The organism is Vibrio gangliei, assembly GCF_026001925.1.
GTDB classification, from domain to species: domain Bacteria; phylum Pseudomonadota; class Gammaproteobacteria; order Enterobacterales; family Vibrionaceae; genus Vibrio; species Vibrio gangliei.
On the sequence record NZ_AP021870.1, the window covers coordinates 663,983 to 689,533 of the forward strand.

A 25,551-nucleotide genomic window follows, 5' to 3' on the forward strand; every position below is an offset into this window, starting at 1 on the left:
TATTTAACGATTTAACCATTAATTAACAAGGGGATTGATGTGGTATCAACAACATAATCGATGTAAAAAAGACAACATGATATTCTTATAGTCCCAATTTTTTACCCATTCGATATAAATTACCACGATCCATTTGCAAGAATTCAGCCGCTTTGGCCCACACGCCACCATTTTTCGCTAACGCATGTTCAATCAGCTGTTTTTGATATTGTTCAACGGCACTGCGCATGGCAATCGGCTCATTGGGTAAAACAGTAGATTGAGTGTTTGCTCCTTCAGTTTCTGGAAGTGTTGCGCTGAAATCCGTGAGAAAATGTCTCCACTCGATCATCTCACCGCCCTCTTGCATGGCGCGTAAACCCGCTCTCATTAATGTGTGTTCTAATTCACGCACATTCCCAAGCCAAGGTTGTTGTTCTAGATGACGTAAGGCTTGCGGATGCATATGCAGCACTTTTAATTGAAACTGAATACGAATGTTATCTAGGATGTGACCAATCAATACCGGAATATCACCTTCTCGCTCCCGTAGAGGCGGCACCTGGATCGGGAACACATTCAAGCGGTGAAATAAATCCGAACGAAAACGCCCTTCTTTGACTTCTTTGTCTAAATCACGGTTGGTCGCGGCAATGATACGCACATCAATGAAGCTGTTTTTGTCAGCGCCAACACGCTGTACTTCACCTTGCTGGATAACCCGCAATAGCTTGGCTTGCAGCAATAAGGGTAATTCACCAATTTCATCCAGAAAGATCGTACCGCCATCAGCAAGTTCAAACTTACCTGCTCGGTTGGAAGTAGCGCCCGTAAACGCGCCTTTGATATGACCGAATAATTCACTTTCCGCAATCGATTCCGGTAAAGCGGCGCAATTAACATAGACCATAGGTTTATCAGAGCGCAGGCTTTTGGCATGAATACGATGTGCAACGAGCTCTTTACCGGTGCCAGTTTCACCACTGATGAGTACAGCATAATTCGATTGCGCCACCATTTTAATGTTAGTCAATAACTGTTTGATTTGAGGGCTAATGCCCACCAGCTTTCCACCTCGATTACGCGCTTCATCGATCAAGACTTTATTGATCGATTGTTGCTGACGGTTGGCTTTATTCAGCGCTTCAAACAGGCTGATATTACGTACGATCCCCGCAGCCAAGGTGGCAAAGGTTTTGATAGTTTCGTCTGCTATCTCATCAAAAGCCCCTGAATTTTGTGCATCGAGAGTTAATACGCCCACTAAGGTATTTTCGACATATAAGGTGCAGCCCATACAAGCATGGACATCGATGTTATGATGCGGGTCATTCGCTAATAGCCCATCAAATGGATCTGGAAGAGTGGAATCCTGTGGAAAGCGAACAGGATCCTGGCTTTGTATTATCATCGCTAAACGGGGGTGCAAATCCGGCGTAAAGGTTCGACCTAACACTTCATTAGACAAACCACTCATTGCCACGGGCACAAGTTGTTGTTGATGGTTAAGAATAAACAAAGCGCATGCATCACACGGCAATAACTGGTGCACCGCATCAATCAATTTTTGGTAATGCTTGACTGTCGGAATACCCGCATTGAGTTCTAAGGCAATATTCAGCAAGACTTGTTCAATCGAAGCATTCGGAGAGGTTCTATTCATACTTGTTTCTGCCTTGTTGTTACAACTTTGTTAACAGAGAAGATTGAGAAATGGCTTTCTTTGTGTGAAGTATAACAATGCGTTGTAAAAATAACATCAACACTTTATGGGTATTTTATTAAATCAATACTATTCAATATGTTATAATTTGGCATGCTTTCTGCTAATACCTAATAACTCTATTTAATTTGTGGAAACAACATGCTCAACATTACTGACAAAAGCGTTGAAGATAAGATATCTCCTGTTCTCCGTTTAGGGTTTCGCCCTTTCTTTTTACTGGGCGGGATTTACGCGCCTATTGCCATCGCCATTTGGGTTTATGCCTTCCAACATGGGCAGCCTAGCCTATTACACGTTCCGGCGCTTTGGTGGCACGTACACGAAATGCTGTTTGGCTTCGCCATGGCAATTGTGGCGGGGTTCTTACTGACTGCGGTACAAAACTGGACAGGGATTAACGGTACGAAAGATAAACGTCTCGCATTGATCGTGGCTCTATGGATTGCTCCACGCCTGCTATTTTGGACTCCAACGCCATTGTGGCTTATCTCATGCATTGAGGCGCTTTTTCTTGCCTTGGTAGCCTATGAAATTTCATTTCGCGTGCTTAAAACCAAAGGCTATCGCAATCTGATTTTCCTACCTTTTTTTGTATTGGCTATTGTGGCTAATTTTGCCAGTTATGCCACCATCAAAGGGATGCCACCATTTCCAAGTATCGCTGTCTGGCAAGCGATGCTGTGGTGGTTCATGCTGCTTATCTCAATTATGGGCGGGCGAGTGATTCCCTTTTTTACCGCCAAGAAAATCGGCTTTGAAAAACCGCAACCTTTGCTTTGGCTCGATGCGGGAGCAAACCTACCATTATTATTTTTGTTTATTTTAAGTTTCTTCCCGTTAACCGCAGCCATTACTAGCCCTTGGCTAATGCTATTTGCCGGTTTAACCCAAACTATCCGCTTTATGCGCTGGCAGCCATGGAAAACCCTAAAAGAACCTTTAGTTTGGTCACTGCACGCTTCCTACCTTTGTTTACCGGTCGGTTTAATTTTCCAAGGTGCAGCGCTTAACGGCTGGATAACTAATGGACTATTTGTTGCTCATAACCTTATTCACCTCTTTGCGATTGGTGCCATGGGGGGCGTAATTTTGGCCATGATCTGTCGCGTGACCATGGGCCATACGGGTCGTAATATTTACCAAGGCCCCAACATGGCGCTTCCTTTTACTGCAATTGTATTAGCTGCATTTATTCGTTCATTGGGCGTCGGCATTTGGCCTCAGTATATGCTCCATCTAATTAACTTATCTGCCGCCTTGTGGATATTTGCATTTGTCATGTTTGTGATTAAATTCGGCTACATGCTCACTCGAGCTCGCGCAGATGGCCATCCAGGTTAAAAATTCAATTAAATAAACTGTACCCTATAACCTCAAGATGCAGAATTCTCATCTAAGTCTTTAGATAAAGAAGCTTTATGTGAAATATAGGCTCCTTTCAAGTAAATCTGACACAAGTTAAGGCTTGGGGGGATAAAATATAAAAGCCAACACTCAACATGTTGGCTTTGATCATTTCCTTATCACTTAATTATTGCTAACGTTTTTTTATCACCACCGGATAGCGATTGCCTTTGAGCTCTTTAACAAAGGAAGATGGATTAGCGTTGTGCAAAATCCAAACTTTCTCTTTGGCGCGTGTCATCGCAACATAGAACAAGCGACGCTCTTCAGCATTCGGGAACGCATCGTCACTTGAAAGCAGCGCATCATGCAAATGTTTGTGGCGTTCCACCGCGGGGAATTGCCCTTCATCCACCGACACAATGATAACGTAATCGGCCTCTTTACCTTTGCTGGCATGGCAAGTTTTGAACTCAATATCTAAATGCAAATTCAACTTTTGCAGCGTTCTTAAATCTTGTGGTTCATGGTAATGATTGCGCCCTAAAATCATCACTTTTTTACGTGCTTTATTCTGCCCATTAAGCTCACTCAAAATATGTTCTAGCGTGTGCATTGGGGCGATCGTCACCGCTTTTTGTTTCTGCTGTTTATGACTGTTAAGCGTTTTTTCTAATTGATATGGATTTACTTGAATAAAGCGGTTTGCCACTTCACCAATTTGATTATTAAAGCGATATGTAGTGTCTAGATAATGAATATGCGCATGGGGGAAACGCTGTTTAAACCCAGTAGTGAGATTGACATCGGCGCCGGCAAAACGATAAATCGCCTGCCAATCATCACCGACAGCAAATAATGAACACGGCTGTTGAGTCGTGGTTTCACCCAATTCCGTTTTATGTACGCTAGCATGGCAAATACTGGTCAGCAGATCCAAGCGATTTGGCGAAATATCTTGATATTCATCCACCATCATAAAGCGCCATTGTGGTTTAAATTTACCATTACGCGCGTACTGAGTGGCTTTCGAAATCATGCTGTTAAAATCGATTTGATTTTCGTCTTTCAGCATTTTTTGCCACGCTTGATAACACGGCCAAGCCAGCATTAATTCGCTGTTTAATTGCGGGTAGTCTTCTCGCTCAATAAGCTGTTCTTGCAGTTGTTTTTTGGTCATTTGCAATGCCGAAAGCTGATCGACTTGTTGCTCAAGCCAAGCCAATAATTTCGGGTTTTCTGCATGAGATCCCAGTTCAACATCCCCTTTTAAGAACGCAATCGGCCATTCTGCTAAGTGTTTTTGCCAACGTTTAAAGTTGGTTTCCGTCATCCAATGCATTTTTAACCATTGTGAAAACCAAGCGGTCTTTTGCGCTGGAGTCGTTGCAAGAGGAGAGATTTCAACTTGTCCACCTTCAACAGAGCGAATAATGTCTAACCCCAATTGATGGAAAGTCTGAACTTTGATCTTTGCGCCCTGCTCACCAAATTTTTCTTGAATACGTTGCTGCATTTCTTTCGCCGCATCACGACCAAAAGCAACCAACAATAATTCTTCTGGTTGAGCTTGCCCACTTTGTAATAAGTAACCCACTTTTGCCATTAACACACTGGTTTTACCTGAACCAGCACCAGCCAAAATCAGAGTATGGTCATCATTGAGTAGCACGGCTCGCTGCTGCGATGGATTAAGAGGCGACTTTTCACATTGTTGGAAGTAGTTTTTCCATTCCGCTTCTTGATTAGACAACCAAGTTTGATTGCGCTGTTCAATCGAAGCCTCAGGGTGAGTCAACCAGCGTTTTAAACCACTGACTAAAGACGGCTCACTGTGTTGGAAACGGTCTTCTTCATCCCATTCGTTATGGGTTGGAAAGATATTGATAATTTCAGGTAATGACATGTCTTTTTTCGCCAAGTCATCAGAGATACCTTTCATCCAAAACTCTAAAGATGAATGGGTCAAATAGCCGGATTGATTCACCAACTCTTTCAATTGTTTAAGCCAGGTCGGCAGCAATTCCGCTAACGACTCACTTTGGTTAAGTTGCCAACGTCGATATTCCCCTACCGCCATTTGCGCGAAGTCACGACAATCTAACCAAGGTAAACCTTGTACTAACCACTGAATTTGCTCGGCATCTTCTTCATAAGAATGAAAATAGAGATTGCCCCAAAGTAAGCCTCGTTCAACCGTTACTTCACCGTTCCAGGCAGCAAAAGGAATTTGGATCTCATCTGTCGGTGACGACAAAATAATGCGCTGATCTTTGACTTCAACTTGTCGATATTCATCTTGAATAAAAAATTGAGCAAAACGGCTGGCGCTTAATTGCATGAGTTTTCCTATACGGTCGATAAAATTAGGGGAATAGGGCTATTCTAACGGCTTTTAATTTGAAAGGAAGTGTTACTAAGTCAGAGGTTATTTAATACCAGTCATAAAGTGTAGGAAAAGTAAGCAAGCTGGCTCAAAAGTTGCTTCTAATCAAACTGCTCGGAAATTTTTGGCTGTAATTACAATAGAATATAGTTTGCTGCTGTAAACCCCTCTATACTGATTCAGTCACCCACTTTGGAAAATCATAACGCTCTATGACAAATTCGATGCAAAAACTGAAACACTATTGGTCAGACAAAACCATTAACTATTGTGTCCGAATTCTAATAGCCCTATTAGGGGTGGTTTTGCCTTGCTGGTATTACGGTTTTACAACGGAAATCACACCACTCATCTTAGGCATCATCGCAGCCGCCTTAGCCGAAACTGACGACAACTTTATGGGGCGTATCCGTGCTCTGATCTTAACCTTCATCTGTTTTGCGATAGCGTCGATTTCCATTGAAGTTTTATTCCCTTACCCCGCTTTATTTGCTATCGGCTTATTCACCAGTACCTTTGGCTTTATCATGTTGGGCGCGATTGGGCCCCGTTATGCGAGTATTGCGTTTGGCTCATTACTGATCGCCATCTATACCATGTTGGGTTATCACCTATACGACAGCATTTGGTTTCAACCGGTGCTCTTATTAATTGGTGCGGCCTGGTATTCTTTTATCTCGATGATTTGGCAAATTTTCTGGCCAATGCAGCCAGTACAACAAAGCCTTGCCAATGTGTTTGAAGAAATTGCCGACTATTTGGAAGCCAAAAGCGCGCTCTTTCACCCCGTTGCTGGATTAACACCACAACCTTATCGCATTTTGGAAAGCCAGCTCAATTCAGCCACTGTCAATGCGTTGAACCAATGCAAGAATACTCTACTCACCCGCTCGAAACGTGGCCATGTGGACGGGCCAAGCGATCGTTATTTACAGTTGTATTTTCTTGCACAAGATATTCACGAGCGTATTAGTTCCACTCATTATCGCTACCAAGATCTGGCCGATCATTTTTCTCGCAGCGACGTGCTTTTCCGCTTTAAACATTTAATGCAAGCGCAAGCGAAAGCCTGTAGAGATATTTCTGAAGCGTTAGAATCAGGCTTTCAATACAAATACGATGGTGATTCCATCTTAGCTTTGGATGAGCTGCAAGCCTCAATGCAATTTTTGAAAGACCAAAACCGCCCTGAATGGAAATTACCTTTAGCCCAGCTGTTCTATCTGTTTAATAACCTCATTACGGTTGAAAAACAGCTATCGAATGTCAGCAATCCAGATGCGTCTAAATTCACACCCGAAAATACCAGCAATAAAGCGAATGATTTCTCATTGCATGACACCACCGCGCACACACCCAAAGCCATGTGGCAGCGTATACGCAATAATTTACATCGAGATTCCATGCTGTTTCGTCATGCATTGCGTATGTCAATTGTACTCACACTCGGTTACGGCATTATTCAAGGTTTCGGTTTAGAACTCGGCTATTGGATCATGCTAACCAGTTTATTTGTATGCCAACCAAACTTTAGTGCCACAAGGCAAAAACTGACCGCACGCGTTATCGGCACCATTATCGGTTTATTGGTCGGCGTACCTTTACTCACGTTATTCCCTTCACAAGAAAGCCAATTGGTCTTCCTTGTGGTTTCCGGCACCTTATTCTTTGCCTTTAGGATCAACAACTACGGTTCCGCTACTGCTTTCATAACCTTGTTAGTACTTTTCTGCTTTAGCCAGTTAGGCGAAGGGTTTGCGGTCATTTTGCCACGCTTGGCAGATACATTAATCGGTTGTGGCTTAGCCGTTCTAGCGGTGCGTTATATTCTGCCCGACTGGCAAGCCAAAAAACTGCACAAAGTGATGTCGGAAGCGATTCAATCAAATAAAGAATACCTCGGACAAATCATCGCGCAATATCGTGTGGGGAAACGTGATGATGTGAATTATCGCTTAGCCAGACGTAATGCTCATACGATGGACGCAACGCTCAGTAGCGCCATCAGTAACATGTTGGCAGAACCGGATAAGTACAAAAAAGCGATTGATGAAAGTTTCCGTTTCTTAACACTCAACCATGCGATGCTAAGCTACATATCGGCACTGGGTGCGCACCGCAAACGTATTGATGATCAAGATACCCACTTATTAGTTTTAGAAGCGCACAAAGGTATTCACGAAAGTTTAGAGCAACTAGAGCAACAACTTTATTATCAAAACGGTGAGATCACCCCCGATGCTCTAAACAGTGAACTAGATAAACGCTTGAGTGAATGGCGAGAAGGTGATGAAGAAGCTGTACGCCTTATTCTGCAACAGCTGCACCTTATTTATCGCATGCTGCCAGAGATGTACTCACTCGCGAATAAGTTTTCGGTGCGCGTGCCTAAAAACATTGAAGCAAAATCAAGTTAGGACTAACACGATAAAACGCAGTCGGATTGCCATCGATTAAAGCGGCATAAAAAACGTAAGCATCTTCCTGTACTCGGCTTCGGCTTGTTCTCGGTCGATTAACTGAAACCGAATCTTCGTACCTGGTGGACATTGCGCAAGTTTACTGACACTCATGCGAGTCAAACAGCCTATTTTAGGATAACCACCGATGGTTTGATGATCGGCCATGAGTACTATCGGCTGGCCATCGGATGGAATTTGAATCGCACCTAAAGCAATGCCTTCTGATATTAAGCTCTCACCAGCATATTCAATGTTGTCCCCCGCAAGGCGATAACCCATGCGATCTGAATTCGGTGTCACCTGATAAACCGAGCGGAAAAAGCGCTGGCGTTCTTGCAGTGAAAAGTCAGAATATTGGTAACAAGCCAGCACATCCAAAATACAAAGTTCAGATTTAGGCGTGAAATAACGAGGAATAAACGCTTGCGGCACTTGCCTTAAAAGGCGGTGTGATGAAGGTTGATAATCGATAACATCCCCCTTTTGAAGCGATTTTCCCGCACCCTCTAAGCCACCCAGTTCATCTCGCATTACCGTTGCACAACTGCCTAATACCTCTGGTGCAATAAAACCACCTTGCACGGCTAAATAAGCTCGCATGCCCTGCTTCATTATTTTACATTTCAAAATAGAGCCTGCTGGCACGTGATGAGTTCTCCACAGCTTAAGACGAGTGCCATTAAGATCAGCCTGAGTGTCTGCACCAGTGAGCGCAATGTGAGCTTCTTGGGTAAATTCAGCTTGAAAACCGCCAAGTGTGATTTCTATTTGCGCGGCGGTTGGTCGGTTATCTAACAAACGATTCGCCCAAGCAAAAGCATGTTCGTCCATAGGGCCTCCCACGGCGACACCGATGCCTTGATACCCCAATCGACCACTATCTTGAATCAAACTCAATGAACCAGGGTTAAGTATTTTCAAACTCATGATGCCTTCCCTGTTTTCTGAGCAAGCTCGCCGCCTAATTCAAGATAGCGTTGTTTCGAAATTGGTTGAAAACGCACCCTTGCTCCAATATGAAATAAAGATAAATTCTCACGCTCAAAATCTACCAATGGCACGGGCGTTCGACCAATGATATGCCAACCACCGGGAGAGGCTTTGGGGTATACCGCGGTCTGCTGGCCTGCAATGGCGACACTACCTTTAGGCACTTGCAGCCTAGGAGTCGATTTTCGCTCAAAGACTAATTTGGGGTCGACATGCCCTAAATAAGCAAAACCGGGGGCAAAGCCAATCGCGTAAACCCGATAACTCGCCTGACTATGTAATTCGACAATTTGTTGCCACGACAACCCTGTACGTTTACAAATGTCCTTGGCATCTAATGCGACCTCTTCACCGTAATAAACTGGCAACTCGAACTCGATATCCATTTCAGGGATGGATTGACAATCATATTGCTCGAGTAAATCTTCAATTTGACGTTGGCAATCCTTTAACGCCATTTTTCTCACATCGATCATCAATAATATTGAGCAATAAGAAGGAATCGCATCAATGATCACTTCCCCCATTTGCTGCTGCAACACCGACAAGGTGCCTAAAATTCGGTCTGAGGTTTGCGGGTCGATCATCCTCTCATAAGCAATCATCAAGGTAGTTTCACTAACTTGTTCAATTTGCATGCTATTTTCTCATTCCTTTAATTAATTGATCTTATTCACAGAACAAAATCATGCTTGTTCCTTGACTCTTACTGTTGAGCTTTCATAATGAATGCACGATAAGGAGCTTGATCTTTTTACTCAACACAGCTTCATAAACATATTCGACAAGGTAGTGGTATGTCTAATTCCAAACTCAAAATTGATATTATTTCCGACGTAGTTTGCCCCTGGTGTGTCATCGGTGTGAAGCACCTCAAAGACGCCGTAGTCAAAAACAACTGGCAAGATCGTATTGATATCGAATGGTATCCGTTTGAGTTAAACCCAGATATGCCACCTGAAGGAGAAAACCTACGCGATCACATTAGTCGAAAGTATGGCGCATCAGCTGAAGAAAGTGCAGCAAACCGTCAACGTTTGATTGAATTTGGAAAATCCGTTGGTTTTGAGTTTAACTTCACTGAAGATTTTCGTATCTACAACACCCGCCAGTGTCATATTTTACTCGATTATGCTCATTCTGTCGGTCTGCAAACACAACTGAAAATTGCCCTTTTCACTGCCTACTTTACCGAGGGCAAAAACATCTCCGATATTGATGTGCTTTTGAGTGTTGGTGAAGAAATTGGCCTTGAAGTCGATGAAATGATTGCTTATCTACACGATAGTGCGGAGCACGATAAAATTGATGTGATTGAAGATCAATGGCGTGAAATGGGCATTTCTGGCGTACCAACGATTGTCTTCAATAATGAGCAAGGTCTAACCGGAGCTCAAAGCGTTGAAAGCTATGAAGAAATGTTAAAGCAATATTTGGATTAATCGCCCATCTCACTTTCCGCTTACACCATTGAGTGATACCTAACATACAAGTAAAGCCATTTAATTACAGATAATTAAGTGGCTTTTCTTTTTTACCACTCTTATCAATAAAGTAACAATAAACGCATTGACTCTCCCCTTACTGGAAGCTTTATGTTTCGGCTATTGCTCTATAGAAAAAGTACCAATAGGAGAAAGTCATGGATCGCCGTCGATTTTTAAAATTAAGCTCTGCCGCCACTGTTGTTGGGTTCGGCTTACCACATATTCCTTCCGCTTTGGCACAATCCAGCCAGCAATCTCAACAAACTCCTTTACCCATCCCTGAATTAATTGATACATCTAAAGGACTAACTCAACTTACGATTCAGTCAGGAAAAAGCCAGTTTTTGCCCAATAAATCCACCTCAACTTGTGGCATTAATGGCGCATTTTTAGGCCCAGTGTTAAAAGTACGTTCTGGGCAAGATACTCAAATCAAAGTGACTAATACACTTGATGAAGCTATGACTCTGCATTGGCATGGTTTGGAAATTCCGGGAAATTTGGACGGTGGACCGCACCAATTAATCCAACCTACTGACAGTTGGACCTTAACACTACCAATTCGCCAACCTGCCGCAACCTGTTGGTTTCATCCGCATCAACACCCAAAAACCGCGGAATACGTTATCAAAGGCATTGCGGGTATGATGTTGATTGAAGATGACATAACGGATGGATTACATTTACCATCTGACTGGGGACACGATCAAATCCCACTCGTCATTCAAGATCGTCGCTTTAAAGACGATGGTGAGTTTGACTATGACTTGCTCGACATCGTGAATGTCTCAATGGGTTACGCGGGTAATCAAGTTCTCGTTAATGGTGCCATTTACCCTAAAGCAACCGTCAACACCGGCTGGGTTCGTTTCCATGTATTAAATGGCTCAAATGCCAGAACATATCGTTTGACTGCCTCTGATGAACGCGAGTTTTATGTTGTTGCGTCTGATGCTGGCTTGTTGGATAAACCCGTCAAAATGTCTCAAATCGATATCACTTCCGGTGAGCGTTACGATATTTTGGTCAAACTACAAGATAACCAAACATTTGACTGGGTCACATTACCAGTCAAACAGATGGGCATGATGCACGCGCCGTTTAATCGACCATTTCCTTTAGTCACCATTGAAAGTAATAACCAGCAAGGAAATGGAACACTGCCAAGCACACTCGCTACACTACCGCCAGTGAATGCCTCTGTTGCCAAAATCAAACGAGAAGTCATTTTAGGCATGCCAGAAGAGCTCGATAGACAAGCAATGCAAGTTATGATGGCAAGGCAATCCAGCGCTTCAAATACGTCTATGTCTAGCATGGCAAAACGCATGGAAATGAAAGGCTCTCACGCCAAACATAATACGCATAGTATGGACATGCAGGATATGGATCACGGTAGCATGATGGCTGCCGATACTGACCACAGTTTTACTAGAGAAGAGCTACTACACATCAATACTATTAATGGCCGCCCTTTTGATATGCAACGCATTGATTTTGAAGCCAAACAACACCAATTTGAGCACTGGGTTATCAGCCAAGGTAAAGATCACATGCTGCATCCTTTCCATATTCATGGCTGCCGCTTTAGAGTGCTGTCTATTGATGGAAAAACCCCACCAGCACACTTAAGTGGGTGGAAAGATACTATTAGCGTGTTCCCTATGGGACAAACTGAATTACTGGTGCAATTTAATCATCTGGCGAATAAGGACTATCCGTACATGGCGCACTGCCATATTTTAGAGCATGAAGACACTGGAATGATGATGCAATTTGCCGTTTCGGCATAACCGCTTCAGTGAGCAATTTACACGGTTATTTTTATTAAACAAAAATGGGCGCTGAAAATTCAGCGCCCATTTTATATTTTCAAATAATCTACGCTTCTTGCGGTTTGAGTCGCGCAATCAAATCCCCTGAACCCGTTAACGCCGACACTTGGCCTTTTAGAGGTTCAGAGAAAAGAATTGGCTTAATCTTAGCGGCACGTTCTTCATCAAATACAGGAAGAAGACTCATCGCATGTTCAGATAGTGCAGTAATGGTTAATGATGGATTTACACCTAAATTACCTGGAATAATCGAAGCATCAAGAACTCTCAAATTTTTATAACCAAAAACCTCACCAGTTTGGTCAACAACGCCATTGGTGCTATCAGAACCGATAGGAACGCCACTCATGATATGTGCTGTCATTGGAGCCCCAGTGAGTATCTCCGATAAAGCAGAACCCGCTTGGCCACCTAATTTTTTAGCATAAATATCAGTCGCTTTTTCTGCCGAAGGAAAGGATACCGTTAATGGGGTATCGCCAGGTTTCTGTACATAGGTTACCCCTTCTTTGAAACCATTATACCAACTACGATTCCACTCAAAATGTAGGAATGCTTCCGATTTTTGCATCACTAGCATCATGATAGAATTTCTGGCTTTCCCTTTTGGTTTCCAGACTTTATACGTTTTTATCGGGTGCAAAATAGTGTTTTTCAGCATAGCCCAAACACGAGACCAACCTTCACCACTGACAAGGGGCACATAAGGTAAATACCACCAAATGCCATCAGAACCTTCACCAAAGCGTGTTATTTCTAAGTTGGTTTGCTCGTCAACTGAAGCAAACGAGCTAATACTCACCCCTTCACTTACTTCTGCATTCATATTGTTAGCGGTAATCAGTGTTTCTGAGTTTGTTCGAACCTGTTTACCCAACATTAGCGAAATATTCGGTAATGTTTTCTCACCATCACGCATGCGAAGTAACAAAGGAATGGTGCCCATTACGCCAGCAGATACAACGACACCACGTGTACGAACAGTGTATTGACGTGACTTTTTACCTACTGTTTCTTTGACTGTGACAAAATAGCCTTCGCTACCATCGTCTTTTCCAATAGGCTCCAATTTCAAAACCTGAGATTCCGCGCGAATTTCAACACCATTACGCTCAGCAAAGTACAAATAGTTTTTCATGAGCGTATTTTTGGCATTATGACGACAACCAATCGTACAACCTGCGCATAATTTACAAGTAGCACGATCAGGGCCATCACCATTAAAGTATGGATCAGAGAAAGTTTTACCTTGCTCTTTGTCTTCGCCTTGCGGAAAGAAAACCCCTGTACTGACAGACGTAAAGCTCTCACCGTAGCCAAATTCTTCCGCTACCTCACGTAATGTGTCATCAGCAATATTAGTATATTCGTTATAAGTCGTACCTAACATACGTTGAGCTAATGCATAAAATGGAGCCAGAGTATCTTTCCAGTCAGAGCGTGTTTTTGTCCAAGAGGGAGAATTAAAGACTTCATCATCCGGAATCATATGCACATTCGCATAAACTTGTGATCCTCCGCCGACGCCTGCACCATGCAAAATCGTCACTTTAGGTGTCACCGTAAATTGAGTCACCCCTTTCCAACCAATAGATGGCATCCAAATATAATTCTTACGGTCCATACTGGTTTCAGCAAACTCATCATCACGACGACGTTTGCCTTTTTCTAAAACCAATACTCGATGACCTTTCTCACTTAAACGTAATGCGCTCACGGAGCCACCAAAGCCCGAACCAATAATCACTTGGTCGAAATCAAAATTATTTTCACTCATAACATTGCCTACACTTTCGCTTTATAAGTTAATATTTATTTTATTTTAGCCAAGAAATTCAGAACGTTAGTAGCAAAGTCACCATAAGGTGGAGCTAAGAACTTCATAAATGAAAAGTTAGCTTGATAGAATACTGGGCGCATTTTAGAAAAAGTCATAAAGCCTTCATAGCCATGATAATGCCCCATTCCACTGCCACCAACACCGCCAAACGGTAGGTCATGTTGCGCAACATGGAGTAATGCATCATTGACACAAACACCACCAGACAGAACTGAGCTGATATAGCGATCGATTAATTTTTTATTATTACTAAATGGATAGAATGCTAAAGGACGATCTCGTTCAACGATATAATCAATAACTTCTTCGGGATTATTATAGGTTTTGACCATAAGAATAGGCCCAAAAGTTTCACGCTGAGCAATGATCGAATCATCTGGTGCATCAAGAATATAAGTCATGGGAAATTTACGTGTGCTTGCATCGGCTTCTTGATCACACATGTTGATTACTGTGGCTCCACGCTCTTCCGCATCCTTCAAGGTTTCTGACAACCGAAGAAAAGCATCATCATTAATAAGAGATGTATAATCAACATGATGGATATCCGGGCAATGTTTTGTAATCCACGCTTTAGAATATTTAATAAATTCATCTTTTTGAGTTTCATGAACAAAAACGTAATCAACATTGACACAGATCTGACCTGCATTAAAACGTTTCACAAACAAAATACGCTCAACTGCTTTTTCCATAGGGTATTCTGTGTCGATAATCGCTGGAGACTTTCCTCCTAATTCCAATGTAACTGGTGTTAAATTTTCAGCACACGCAGCCATCACTTTTCGACCTGTTGCACCAGAACCAGTAAAGAACAAATGATCAAAAGGAAGTTTAGAAAATTCAATACCAACACAACCCGTCTCAACGAAAAACTGTAATTTATCTGCAGAGAAATACTTAGGTGTGAGTTCTTGCAGCAACTTTGTCAGTTCAACCGAGTTTTCCGACATTTTCACCATTGCGCGATTACCCGCAGAGAAAGCACCTGCTAAACCAGCAAAACTCAAATTAATCGGGAAATTCCAAGGAACAAGAAAGCCAATCACACCTAGTGCTTGAGGAATAACTCGGTTCTTAGCACCGAAATACATGGTGTGATCGACTTTACGCTTCTGTACCTTCATCCATTTTTTTAAATGTTTAAGTGTCGTTGAAATATCATCGGCTACAGTCACAATTTCAGCAAATAACGTTTCATGACGCGATCGATTACCATAATCTCTACTTATCGCCTCAATGATTGCTTCACGATTATCCATTAACAAACTTTTCAAGTTTTTGAGGTGAGTTCGTCGCTCCTCATAGCTTTCTTGACCATGCTTTTTAAATGCTTGTCTTTGAGCATTTAAAGCCTCTGTTAGCATCGCACTGATTGCTTCCGGATTTCCACTTAACTCCGAACTTTCAGTCGAAATGCCTGCTGTAGTTTGATTCATGAAATTCATTCCCAGTTCTTGTAAACATTATCGTTGCTATTCATACAACTTTTACTCAGTTTATATGATAGTAAAAAATAAGATTGACTTTTTAAGACAATAATTTGATTATTTGGGACATAAAAAACCAATAAGTAGAAATCGGTCACATCTCTTTTACACGTGGAGTTAAAACAAAGAGTTTAAATATGCGCCCTATGAATGCTTTTCGTTTATTTATAACGTTGCAATTATCAACAATATTAAGGAGAGCATGGATATGACTTATTTTATTCGAGCAGCATGCTTAAATGGGTATGAAGATATTGTACGAGGCTATGGACAAAATCCAGATAAATTACTCAAGAACGCTGGTATCATTCCTAGTCAGTTACGAGATCCAGACACATTCATATTCTATGATCATTTTTTAAAAGCCATTGAACTTGCGAGTAGAGAATGTGCTAACGACGTATTCGGATTAGAATTAGGCTTAAAACAAAGTATCCATTATTTAGGTATGATCAAAAACTATATGTGCCGTCAGGAAACGCTCCTCAGTACCTTATCTATTTTGAATAAATACATTCATTTTCATGCTGAAGGCTTTTCTTTGGCTATTACTTCCAGTGATCAATATTACCGAATGGGATTTCATCATTTACAACAAAACTACTTTACTGCACAAAAAGCTCAATACTCATTAGCAGCATATTACAGCATCTTAACCGAACTTATCGGTCACGATAATCATACTAAATACATATATTTAACACAGCCTAAGCCATTACAAAACAGTCATTACTTTGAAAATAAATTTCGTTGTAAAATTCATTTTTCAGCTAAAGAAGACGCCATTTATGTACCGAAATCTTTGTTATTAAAAAAGCCAGCCATTCAAATTAATACAGAGAGCCAGCTACCTAGCGACAATGGCACATCACACCAATTTTCTCATTTAAAAACCTTAGAATTTATTCAACAGACTATAAAATCATTATTAGCCACTGGTGAATGTAATAAGAACAACATTGCCCTTTGCATGGGGATTCACCCTAAAAAGTTGCAACGTTTGCTGGCAGAGAACAACACCAGTTACCGGGAAAGTATCGAACAAGTGCGCAGACAAGAAGCCATCAAATTACTGCGACAACCTCAGCTATCTCTTTCTATGATTGCGCTCAAACTAGGCTACGGCGAGCTGGCGATTTTTAGCCGCAACTTTAAAACTTGGTTTAACCAAACACCTAGTCAGTGGCGGCAACAAAATGGTCTGAGCTAAAGCTACTCAGACCAAACCGCAAATTCATTGCCACTTGGCTCTAAAAAATGGAAACGTCGACCGCCGGGAAATTCATAAATCGGCTTGATGATCTTGCCGCCTTGCTTGGTGACCTTATCTAGCGTTAATTGAATATCAGCACTATAAAAAACCAGTAATGCCCCGCCCGTTTGCGTTTGACTGCATACGTCCGGTTTGAAAAATCCGCCGTCTAATCCTTGATCAGAAAAGGCGCAATATTCAGGGCCATAATCGACGAACTGCCAGCCGAAAGCAGATTCAAAAAAGGCTTTGGTTGCTTCAAGATCGTTGGCACCAAATTCGACGTAATTGAGCTTTTCATGTTGATTCATGCGAGCTTCCTTTTTATATCCATCGTCCTAACCATAGACTTTTAGCGGCTAAGGCTCGCTTATTTCTGCCATTTGGCTTTCATTTTCTTAAGTGTTTCAGGCGCAATATCATGAACACTACCAAAGTTGCCTTCACACACTTGGATGTCCAGTTTCACATTCAGTTTCTTCGCGATTGCTTGATAAGCAGCTATCTCCCAATGTCGCACGAAAGTGTTCGATACAATCACACTACAGCCTTGCTGCAAATGCTGTTCAGTTTGTTGCTGACACCACAGATGCGCCGCCTCCAGTTTGAGGGGCTCAAAACGATATTGACCATCTTCGCCGACAAAATACATATCGGTTTCCAGATGAATTGCACCGGTTTTTTCGGCAAGTTGTTTGGCTAAAGTCGATTTGCCAGAGCCCGGTAAACCACGAATTAAAGTGAGTGTGATATCGGTATTTTTGTTCAAATTTTCCTACTTACAACCTGCTAGTCCCAACCTACTATTCCCAGCTTTCTAGACCATATTTCTCAATAATGGCATCGATATCCGCTTGAGTGGGCAGTTTACCATGATCAATGGTTTTAATGACCCGACATGGGTTGCCAACCGCGATGACATTATCCGGAATGTCTTTGGTCACCACACTGCCCGCTCCTATTACGCTGTTATTACCGATGCTCACGCCGCCTAGCACAATCACACCAGCACCCAGCCACACGCAATCACCAATGGTGATCGGCTCACCACAAGCAAAAGGTTGGATGCGCTCTCGCAACAATATCGGGTGGCTAGCGGCGCACAACTGTACATTCGGCGCAATCAAAACATGATCGCCAATAGTTACCGGGGCAATATCTAGCACCGTCAAACTATAATTAATAAAGCCACCTTTGCCGATAGTGAGATTTTTACCCATATCGCAAATAAAAGGTGGCTCGATGTGTGTACCTTGATAATTATTTAAAATTTTACCTAGCAACTCTTTACGCAATGCTTCTTCTCGCGGGCGCGAGTGATTAAAGTCATATAACCATTCTTTGCATTGCATTTGTTGCTCAATCAAGGCATTGTCAATTAAGGTTTTAACGCTAAATTCGTCCACAGTATCAGGCATACGAATATTCCCTTACTAGTTTTCAGTTAGGATGAAAAACGATATGAATCAACAACAAATCACGGTTTGTGGTTGCGGCTGGTTAGGTTTACCGCTCGCAGCCGAACTTGTAAAGCAAGGCTTTCTCGTTTTTGGAACTAAGCAATTAAAAAGTGATGCGCTCGCACTCAATCAATTTGGCATTCAAGGCATTCCATTATCTTTGCCGGTTAATTTTTCAGATTCAGACAGCGAACTTGAGCTACTCATCTCAGCATTTTGTTCAGATTTCTTAATCATCAATGTGCCACCCGGTCGCACGGAAACGAGTCACACAGAAAGTAACGCAGTACTCTACAAACGAAAAATTCAAAGCTTATCGAATTTAGCCAAACAAGCTGGTTGTAAAAAAATCATCTTCATTAGCACCACCAGTGTTTACGCGGATTGCGAAGGCGAAGTCACCGAAGACACCCCAACGGCTCCGAATACAGAATCGGGCCACGCCCATGTTTGGCTGGAAAACTGGCTGCAACAACAATGGCAAGATAATGTGGTGATTGTGCGTTTATCCGGTTTGATTGGCACCGACCGTCACCCTGCTAAGCATATTGTGAAACGCTTCGAGAACACTCAACAACCGCTAGACAATGGCTTAACGCCGGTCAATTTGATCCACCAGCACGATGTCATTCAAGCGATTTCTAATATTGTATGCCGTTGGCCTTCGCGCAAAGTGCTGCATCTGGCAGCATCGACTCACCCTAGCCGCGCAGAATATTATCAAGCAATGGCGAATGAACTGGGCTTAACGCCGCCACAGTTTGTGATGAATGGCTCAGACAGCAAGTTGATCAACGCGCAACTCAGCTGTCAAGAATTAGGTTTAGCGCTCAAATACGATGACTTGATGGCCTTTGCGCCGTATCAATAGCGAGTCCAGTCGTAACTGAGTTCAAACCGTATCGAAATTTAACCAGCAATAGGAAGCAGGATGCCTATTTTACTCGGACTCGAACCGGCATTCGTGATGATGAATCATATTATTCGACTCACGCTTTTATACTTACTGCCGACATTTTTTGGCGGGGTATTAAAAGAGAATAAAACCTAACCTCTTTTTAGTTTTGATTGACCGAATACAACGCGCCAATTAAATCAGATTGCGTGATGATGCCACACAACTTTTGATCGCTGTCTAATACAGGAATGTGATGCAGGCCAATATCCGACAGCAATGGCACTAAGGCAACAATATGGTCGGTATCTTTCACCGCAATCACATCCGTCACCATCAGATCTTTCACTTGGTTATTCACTTCTTTGCGATGCTTACGCTTCACCAACATTCGGTTTAAATGCTTAAGTAAACCAGAATAGCTCGGTACGGTCAGGTTTTTCAAAAAATCGACACTGGATATCACGCCCAATAATTCGCGCTCCTCGTTCACCACTGGCAACATGCTGATTTTGTGTTTATGTAGCAGCTTCCACGCCATTCCAAGCGGCATATCGGCTGACGCGGTGATTACATCCGAAGACATAATATCGCGGCTTAGAATTTCCCCACTACGGCGCTGATAAGCCAGTTTTTGCGCTTGTTGGTAGATGGTTTCCAACTCTTCTTGGCTCACCGCTAACACGCTATCAAAGCTGTTGATCGCTTGGCGTAAATCATCGGTTTGCAAACCCAAACGTTTTAATGGCGTTTGATCATGATGAAGATGTACCGGATCGTAATTTGCGGCTGGTTTAAGCCAACGCTTTTTCAATATCAAGCGCGACAACAACTGGCTGGCGACAAAAAACACCAACACGTTTAAGCAAATTGGAAGCAAAATATCTTGCCCTACTTCACTATGCTGACTAGCCAGAACGGGTACTAACGCTGTCGCCGCCGCAGGTGGATGCATGCACTCTAAGATATACATCATCATAAGCACGCAAGCGATAGTCGTTGCAGCCAACAGCGCCAAATCTCCAATAAAAAAGCTCAGCGTTAAACCAATACATGCCGACATAATATGCCCAACAAGATACGGCCACGGCTTAGCTAATGGGCTAGAAGGTAGCGCAAACAAAATAACCGAAGACGCGCCCATCGAACCAATCAGCAGCATCTTTGCATCACTACCCTGTACTGATTGACTGATCAGCACCACCAAAAATAACGCGCAAAACCCCGTAACTGAAACTTTGATTCTTTCAATCAAAGGAATCGCAGATATGATCTGCCCCCCTGCATGGTCAATACCTAGCTGGAGCAATATTTTGGAAAAAAGATTTTGAGAATGCTTAAGAATTTGCTGCATTGAGAATGTATCAATTTGTGAATAAGGCGCAATTGTATACAGTTATGCAACAGAACCGCAACAAACAATAAGTAATAAGAAATAAGAAATAAGAAATAAGCGTTAAATCAAAGGAGGTTTAGATAAGTAGCTGGCTCTAGATTGCAGATCAATTCTTGCATCAGCCCTTAAATCTTAAACCTCAAAAAACGCTTTATTGGGATCGTTCGCTTCTACCCACTTCGCATCTTGTCTGGCTTCAAAGTACAGCTGCAATCCGTAGTAGTTCATGTAGCATTGTGGGCCGCCGAGGTGGGCAAATTCATCGAAGAAAACATCTTCTTGTTGGCACAATGTCGGCAAGTCCAGAATATCGTTATTGAGCGCCCACTGAATCGATTCGACTGTCGCAAGACCATCGCCGACTTGTATAGCTTCCACTTCGGTGAAATCACCAGCCCTGGCGGCTTGGCGTTCAATATCTTTACGGTCTTCTACTTGTTGGCGTACTTCATCTAAGATTTTATTGCGCTGATACGGAATAATGGCCTTGTTGAGTTTGCCGATTTTCAACGCGTAATCCAGTCGCTCTGGGCCAAGAATATCGACTAGCTCAGGCAATAACTCTTTATCTAAACGCAGCGATTTAATGAGGTGATTTATGCAGGTATTGAGCGACATATAACGCACGCCATCAAATTCAAAACCGTAGGCTTCACTTTCCCCTTCCACCGTAATGCCATCAACAGCAACCTGCCAACCTGGGTAAGAAATACGCTGCTTGGCAATCAAATACATCTTCCACGCACTTTCACCAAAACCACCGAGTAAAGCACCTGAAAACTCAGATTCTTCCAGCTCTTCTTCCGTCCAATTTTGTCCAATTGCAAGGTGTGAAGCGTATTTATCCATCAAAGCATGCTTAACATGATCACGCACCGCCCAGATTGATGCGGTATCGGCTGCCACGTTGACTACCGCACATTCAGAACAAGCCGGAATACTCATGGGAGCATGCTCTAAAAAATGAATATTTTTCGGATTTTTGGGGAAATCAAATGAACGTGATGCGGGTTCACCACAAAACCAACAGGTATGACGAAAATTGAATGGGATATCGATAAACGCATATTGAGACATCATCAGACCTATAGATTGAAAAAGTTTACTTGAGGAATTGACAGAAAGAAACAAGGGCCAAAGAGTATCAGCCCTTGCTTTACGTTGCTAGATCCGTGTATATACCCAAGTGACCTCAAGATGCAGAATTCAGAGCTATCATCCAAGTTGTTAGACAAGGAAGATTTATGCGGAATGTAAACACCTTTCAATTAAATCTGACACTGGCTAAGCGCTTGGATGAAGCTCCCGAAGGGCAAGTTAAAACAAGCTTTAGGCTGCGTTAAATTGAATAGAGATAGAATCACTATGATCATATTCAATTTAACGCAGCCTAAAACTTGTTTTATTCTTGCTGAAACTCGCATCTTGAGGTTACTTGGGTATAGACAACTTCAGGTGAACGTAAGGCTCGATGTTTTACAATAAGCCTGTAATGGCGATGCCTAAACCTACTCGCTGCTGATTTTGGTCGTAATCAATTAAGCTACTGCCATAACCGGCTGAATATTTGGCATAACCGCGCACTTTCCCCCAAATTGGAAAAGTTAACCCCAACTCGCCATAACCTTTATGAGTGGAGAAATTTTCACGGCCTAAGAAAGAAAATTCCAATTCGTTCCACTTATAAGCACCGCTTAATTCAAAGTGCCCCATGTAATCTTCGATATCCGGGTTATCATCACCGCTGGCGTCGTTGGGATCGCTTTTCTCACTTTCAGGAATACGCCACCAAGGTTGGAATTTCAGTGCAAAATTGTCTTTAGCAAAATAGAACTGTGCGTAGACACGATTCCAACTACGGGATAAATCTTGCCTTTGCCCATTAGATTCATGCTCAATACCAAAACCTAGCGCGGTTTTACTATCAAACGGTTCCCAACCTGTAGGGGCGACATAAAATAATTCTGGACGATAATTGGTCTCACGAAATGGCCTTGAAATATCCGCTGCGTAAACCTGCCAAAACGATTTGAGCGTCATCCCAAAAAAAAGCCCATCACCATCAAAGATCATATCGGAATAATTAAGCGGCACTTTAAAGCTAATTTGAAATTCAGCTTCGGCGTGTTCCATCCCTTCCGCCCAGTCGGTTTCTTCATAGGCTTTCTGGTTAATTTTATCGCTGTAGGTGATCGGCAAGAGGTAGTTTAAATGGTGCGCCGTCATCACAAAGGGTTCAAACGCGGTTTCACGTTCAGTTTCAACCCGATTTTCTGCGAGGTTTTCACTCTTCTTTTTATGATCTTGAGCGGTCGTTTGAGTCACATTTTCAAGCTCACATTGCCGCTTAATCGACTCAACGGTTTGATCATTACCCGTTTCATTACCTTTCTTAATCGCTTCAAGCAAACACAGGTCATAAGCGCTTGGAGCCGCAGGATCGGTTTCAGAAACTTGGCCTTGCTCTGCATAAACAGCAGGAACCAGACCAAGGTTAAACAAAATAGCGGAAAGAGATCTGACTTTCATGTTTCATCCTTGTGATTGAAAATGCGGCTATTTTTGCCAGTGGTTATTTTCGAGAGGATTTGAGTCAGAATACCAATTAAATTATGAAATTAACATTAAGCATGCTATATATTGATGAATATTAACGATGAGCAAACTCTAAGCTAACATTCCGTTTTGTAAGCCAAATTGCCGTACACATAGGTCGCATGTACGGTGCGGTCATCACCTAGGCTCATTAATACAAATAGCTTCTCTTCCAAAGTTTTGGCTTGCTGCATACGAAATTTCATCAATGTGGTGGCATTAGGTTCAAGCACCACAAAGTCCGCTTCTTTACCCACTTCTAAGCTGCCAATTTTATCATCAAGATAGAGAGCTTTCGCTCCGCCTAATGTAGCCTGATATAAAGATTTCAGAGGGTGCAATTTCTTTTGTTGCAGCTGCATGATTTTGTAGGCTTCGCTCATGGTTTGCATTAACGAAAACGACGTACCTGCGCCAACATCGGTGCCCATTCCAACACGAACCCCAAAGCCTTCGATGCGGTTTAAATCAAATAAGCCGGAGCCTAAAAACAAATTCGAGGTTGGGCAAAACGCTATCGCGGAACCCGTTTCAGACAAACGCTGGCATTCGCAATCAGACAAATGTACCCCGTGAGCAAACACCGATCTTGGATGCAATAAACCGTGATGATCATACACATCCAAGTAACCCTCCTGTTCCGGGAAGAGCGATTTTACCCATTCAATTTCTTGTTTGTTTTCAGAAAGATGAGTATGCATGTACACGCTTGGGTATTCACGCAATAGCTGCCCGACAGTGTCTAACTGCTCAGGGCTACTCGTCGGCGCGAAACGTGGCGTCACCGCATAAGAAAGGCGGCCATTATTGTGCCATTTTTCAATTAATTCTTTGGAATCATGGTAGCCACATTCAGGAGTATCGGTGAGGTAATCTGGCGCATTTCGATCCATCAATACTTTGCCGGCAATCATGCGCAAATTGCGACGTTTGGCTTCTTCGAAAAATACATCCACCGATTGCTTATGAACCGTACCAAATACCAAGGCTGTGGTTGTGCCGTTTGTGACCAGCTCATCTAAAAAGATTTTCGCTACTTTAGCGGCGTATTCCGGATCTTTAAACCGCTCTTCTTCTGGAAAAGTGTAGTTTTCTAACCAGTCGAGTAGCTGCTCACCATAAGACGCAATCATACCGGTTTGCGGGTAATGAATATGAGTATCGACAAAGCCTGCGGTGATCAATTTGCCTTGATAATCCACCATATTCAGGTTGCCATCTTGCTTGGCTAAGGTTTCGACATAATCACCAACATCGACAATCACGCCGTTTTCTACCACCAGTAAGCCATCGTCATAATAGCGATACGATGCTTCTAAACCGACGTCACTTGGGTCAGCAATCACTTGAATAATTGAACTACGGTAACCTGTTTTTTGTTGCGTGATCGCGGCTGTCATTGCTTGCGACATTATTTGTGGCATGGACTGCGACATTCATAAATTCCTTTTTATGCGAATCATTTTTGACACTCAGTTAAACCGACGATTCGACTTAACCTGCTAATTGATTGTGTTTCAGTGGGCGTTTTTGCTCAAGCGTTTGCCCTTGATAATGGGCGATCAGCTCGCCAGCCACCGACACGGCGATTTCGGCCGGATGTTTACCTTTCACCATAGAAATGCCAATTGGGCACTGCATTTTTTCAATACTGTCTTGGGAAAAGCCTCGATGCGCTAAACGTAAATCGAACTTTTTGCGTTTAGTTTGCGAGCCGATCATGCCGAAATAGCTGAATCTATCTTGGGTTAAAATCTCACGGGCGAGATCAAAATCCAACTGATGATTGTGCGTCATTACCAAGTAATAGCAATTGGCGGGTAAATGTTTGATTTCACCAACCGGATCATCACTCACCAATTTATTTACATTAGGCGGCAATTGCGATGGGAATTCGGCTTCACGCTCATCAATCCAGGTAATTTTAAATGGCAAGGTCTGCACAATATTGACCAGAGCTTTGGCCACATGCCCCGCGCCGAATAAAACGAGATGATGCTGGTTCAAGCCTATCGGTTCAAAGCTGAGTGTTGCCATACCGCCACAACATTGACCTAAACGTGCACCTAAATTAAAGCGTTCAATGTGAGTTTTGTTTTCACCTTTAAGCAAAATTTCACGCGCCATTTTGGTGGCTAAATGTTCTAAATGCCCACCGCCAATCGTGGCAAATAGCTCATTACGAGTGACGATCATTTTGGTGCCTGCATCACGGGGTACGGAACCTTTGTCTTCCAGCACCGTTACCAACACGCACTCTTCCCCTTGCTGTTCAAGTAGTGCAAGTTGCTGAATCCAGGAGACTTGGCTTGTTGGGTTATGAGATTGACTACTCATACTGCATCCTTACAAATATTGATTCCAAAGCACTGAGTTGCGAGAGCTGAGGACGCTACGCTCGGGAGCCGAAAAGA

The 25,551-nt window shown here is 42.7% G+C and carries 20 protein-coding genes; 6 read left to right on the forward strand and 14 right to left on the reverse strand.

Features of this window, described 5'->3' with window-relative positions; all coding sequences use genetic code 11:
• Positions 1 to 85: 85 nt before the first annotated feature.
• Entirely contained in the window at positions 86 to 1,642 is a 1,557-nt protein-coding gene (norR, locus tag Vgang_RS15090) for a nitric oxide reductase transcriptional regulator NorR (RefSeq protein ID WP_105901652.1), read from the reverse strand.
• Positions 1,643 to 1,843: 201 nt separating this feature from the next.
• Between norR and Vgang_RS15095 the strand changes: the two genes are divergently transcribed.
• On the forward strand, positions 1,844 to 3,046 hold the full coding sequence (locus Vgang_RS15095; RefSeq protein WP_105901653.1) for an NnrS family protein: 1,203 nt from the start codon (positions 1,844 to 1,846) through the stop codon (positions 3,044 to 3,046).
• Between the two features lie 196 nt (positions 3,047 to 3,242).
• Here Vgang_RS15095 and helD read toward each other — a convergent pair whose 3' ends face one another.
• A complete protein-coding gene (helD, locus tag Vgang_RS15100; protein WP_105901654.1) occupies positions 3,243 to 5,390 on the reverse strand; it encodes a DNA helicase IV in 2,148 nt (715 codons plus the stop codon).
• 269 nt (positions 5,391 to 5,659) lie between these two features.
• Here helD and yccS point away from each other — a divergent pair, with 269 nt between their 5' ends.
• A complete protein-coding gene (gene yccS, locus Vgang_RS15105) occupies positions 5,660 to 7,852 on the forward strand; it encodes a YccS family putative transporter (protein ID WP_105901817.1) in 2,193 nt (730 codons plus the stop codon).
• A 36-nt stretch (positions 7,853 to 7,888) separates the two neighbouring features.
• On the opposite strand, the gene Vgang_RS15110 is transcribed toward yccS, so the two are convergent.
• The gene (locus Vgang_RS15110; protein ID WP_105901655.1) at positions 7,889 to 8,824 is read right to left on the reverse strand and encodes a 5-oxoprolinase subunit C family protein; all 936 of its coding nucleotides are present in this window, start codon (positions 8,822 to 8,824) and stop codon (positions 7,889 to 7,891) included.
• Positions 8,821 to 9,525, reverse strand: coding sequence for a 5-oxoprolinase subunit PxpB (gene pxpB, locus Vgang_RS15115; protein WP_105901656.1), 705 nt, complete (start codon positions 9,523 to 9,525; stop codon positions 8,821 to 8,823). Before pxpB ends, Vgang_RS15110 begins: the two co-directional genes overlap by 4 nt.
• Before the next feature lie 159 nt (positions 9,526 to 9,684).
• Between pxpB and Vgang_RS15120 the strand changes: the two genes are divergently transcribed.
• On the forward strand, positions 9,685 to 10,329 hold the full coding sequence (locus tag Vgang_RS15120) for a DsbA family oxidoreductase (RefSeq protein WP_105901657.1): 645 nt from the start codon (positions 9,685 to 9,687) through the stop codon (positions 10,327 to 10,329).
• Positions 10,330 to 10,529: 200 nt separating this feature from the next.
• The gene (cueO, locus tag Vgang_RS15125) at positions 10,530 to 12,167 is read left to right on the forward strand and encodes a multicopper oxidase CueO (RefSeq protein ID WP_105901658.1); all 1,638 of its coding nucleotides are present in this window, start codon (positions 10,530 to 10,532) and stop codon (positions 12,165 to 12,167) included.
• An 88-nt stretch (positions 12,168 to 12,255) separates the two neighbouring features.
• Here the strand turns inward: cueO and Vgang_RS15130 are convergent, their stop codons facing one another.
• Together Vgang_RS15130 and Vgang_RS15135 are read right to left on the reverse strand one after the other, a co-directional pair.
• Positions 12,256 to 13,986, reverse strand: coding sequence for a GMC oxidoreductase (locus Vgang_RS15130; protein ID WP_105901659.1), 1,731 nt, complete (start codon positions 13,984 to 13,986; stop codon positions 12,256 to 12,258).
• Positions 13,987 to 14,021: 35 nt separating this feature from the next.
• The gene (locus Vgang_RS15135) at positions 14,022 to 15,488 is read right to left on the reverse strand and encodes a coniferyl aldehyde dehydrogenase (RefSeq protein ID WP_211293976.1); all 1,467 of its coding nucleotides are present in this window, start codon (positions 15,486 to 15,488) and stop codon (positions 14,022 to 14,024) included.
• Positions 15,489 to 15,741: 253 nt separating this feature from the next.
• On the opposite strand from Vgang_RS15135, the gene Vgang_RS15140 reads away from it, so the two are divergent.
• Positions 15,742 to 16,749, forward strand: coding sequence for an AraC family transcriptional regulator (locus Vgang_RS15140; RefSeq protein WP_105901661.1), 1,008 nt, complete (start codon positions 15,742 to 15,744; stop codon positions 16,747 to 16,749).
• Positions 16,750 to 16,751: 2 nt separating this feature from the next.
• Here the strand turns inward: Vgang_RS15140 and Vgang_RS15145 are convergent, their stop codons facing one another.
• The 3 genes from Vgang_RS15145 to Vgang_RS15155 are packed head-to-tail and all read right to left on the reverse strand — an operon-like array spanning position 16,752 to position 18,209.
• Complete coding sequence (locus Vgang_RS15145; protein WP_105901662.1) at positions 16,752 to 17,102, reverse strand: VOC family protein; 351 nt, start codon at positions 17,100 to 17,102, stop codon at positions 16,752 to 16,754.
• A 59-nt stretch (positions 17,103 to 17,161) separates the two neighbouring features.
• Positions 17,162 to 17,560, reverse strand: coding sequence for an AAA family ATPase (locus Vgang_RS15150; RefSeq protein WP_105901663.1), 399 nt, complete (start codon positions 17,558 to 17,560; stop codon positions 17,162 to 17,164).
• Positions 17,561 to 17,594: 34 nt separating this feature from the next.
• Entirely contained in the window at positions 17,595 to 18,209 is a 615-nt protein-coding gene (locus tag Vgang_RS15155) for a sugar O-acetyltransferase (RefSeq protein WP_105901664.1), read from the reverse strand.
• Positions 18,210 to 18,252: 43 nt separating this feature from the next.
• Here Vgang_RS15155 and Vgang_RS15160 point away from each other — a divergent pair, with 43 nt between their 5' ends.
• Positions 18,253 to 19,122 carry an NAD-dependent epimerase/dehydratase family protein gene (locus tag Vgang_RS15160; protein ID WP_157946011.1) on the forward strand — a complete coding sequence of 290 codons (870 nt, stop codon included), beginning with the start codon at positions 18,253 to 18,255 and terminating at the stop codon, positions 19,120 to 19,122.
• A gap of 187 nt (positions 19,123 to 19,309) precedes the next feature.
• Here Vgang_RS15160 and Vgang_RS15165 read toward each other — a convergent pair whose 3' ends face one another.
• From Vgang_RS15165 to xdhC, 5 genes are all read right to left on the reverse strand, one after another.
• Positions 19,310 to 20,500, reverse strand: coding sequence for an HPP family protein (locus tag Vgang_RS15165; protein WP_105901666.1), 1,191 nt, complete (start codon positions 20,498 to 20,500; stop codon positions 19,310 to 19,312).
• A 174-nt stretch (positions 20,501 to 20,674) separates the two neighbouring features.
• Positions 20,675 to 21,619 carry a hypothetical protein gene (locus Vgang_RS15170; RefSeq protein WP_105901667.1) on the reverse strand — a complete coding sequence of 315 codons (945 nt, stop codon included), beginning with the start codon at positions 21,617 to 21,619 and terminating at the stop codon, positions 20,675 to 20,677.
• A 399-nt stretch (positions 21,620 to 22,018) separates the two neighbouring features.
• Entirely contained in the window at positions 22,019 to 23,071 is a 1,053-nt protein-coding gene (locus Vgang_RS15175; RefSeq protein ID WP_105901669.1) for a phospholipase A, read from the reverse strand.
• A 143-nt stretch (positions 23,072 to 23,214) separates the two neighbouring features.
• The gene (gene guaD / locus Vgang_RS15180; RefSeq protein WP_406708318.1) at positions 23,215 to 24,537 is read right to left on the reverse strand and encodes a guanine deaminase; all 1,323 of its coding nucleotides are present in this window, start codon (positions 24,535 to 24,537) and stop codon (positions 23,215 to 23,217) included.
• A gap of 94 nt (positions 24,538 to 24,631) precedes the next feature.
• A complete protein-coding gene (xdhC, locus tag Vgang_RS15185; RefSeq protein ID WP_105901670.1) occupies positions 24,632 to 25,474 on the reverse strand; it encodes a xanthine dehydrogenase accessory protein XdhC in 843 nt (280 codons plus the stop codon).
• Positions 25,475 to 25,551 lie beyond the last annotated feature (77 nt).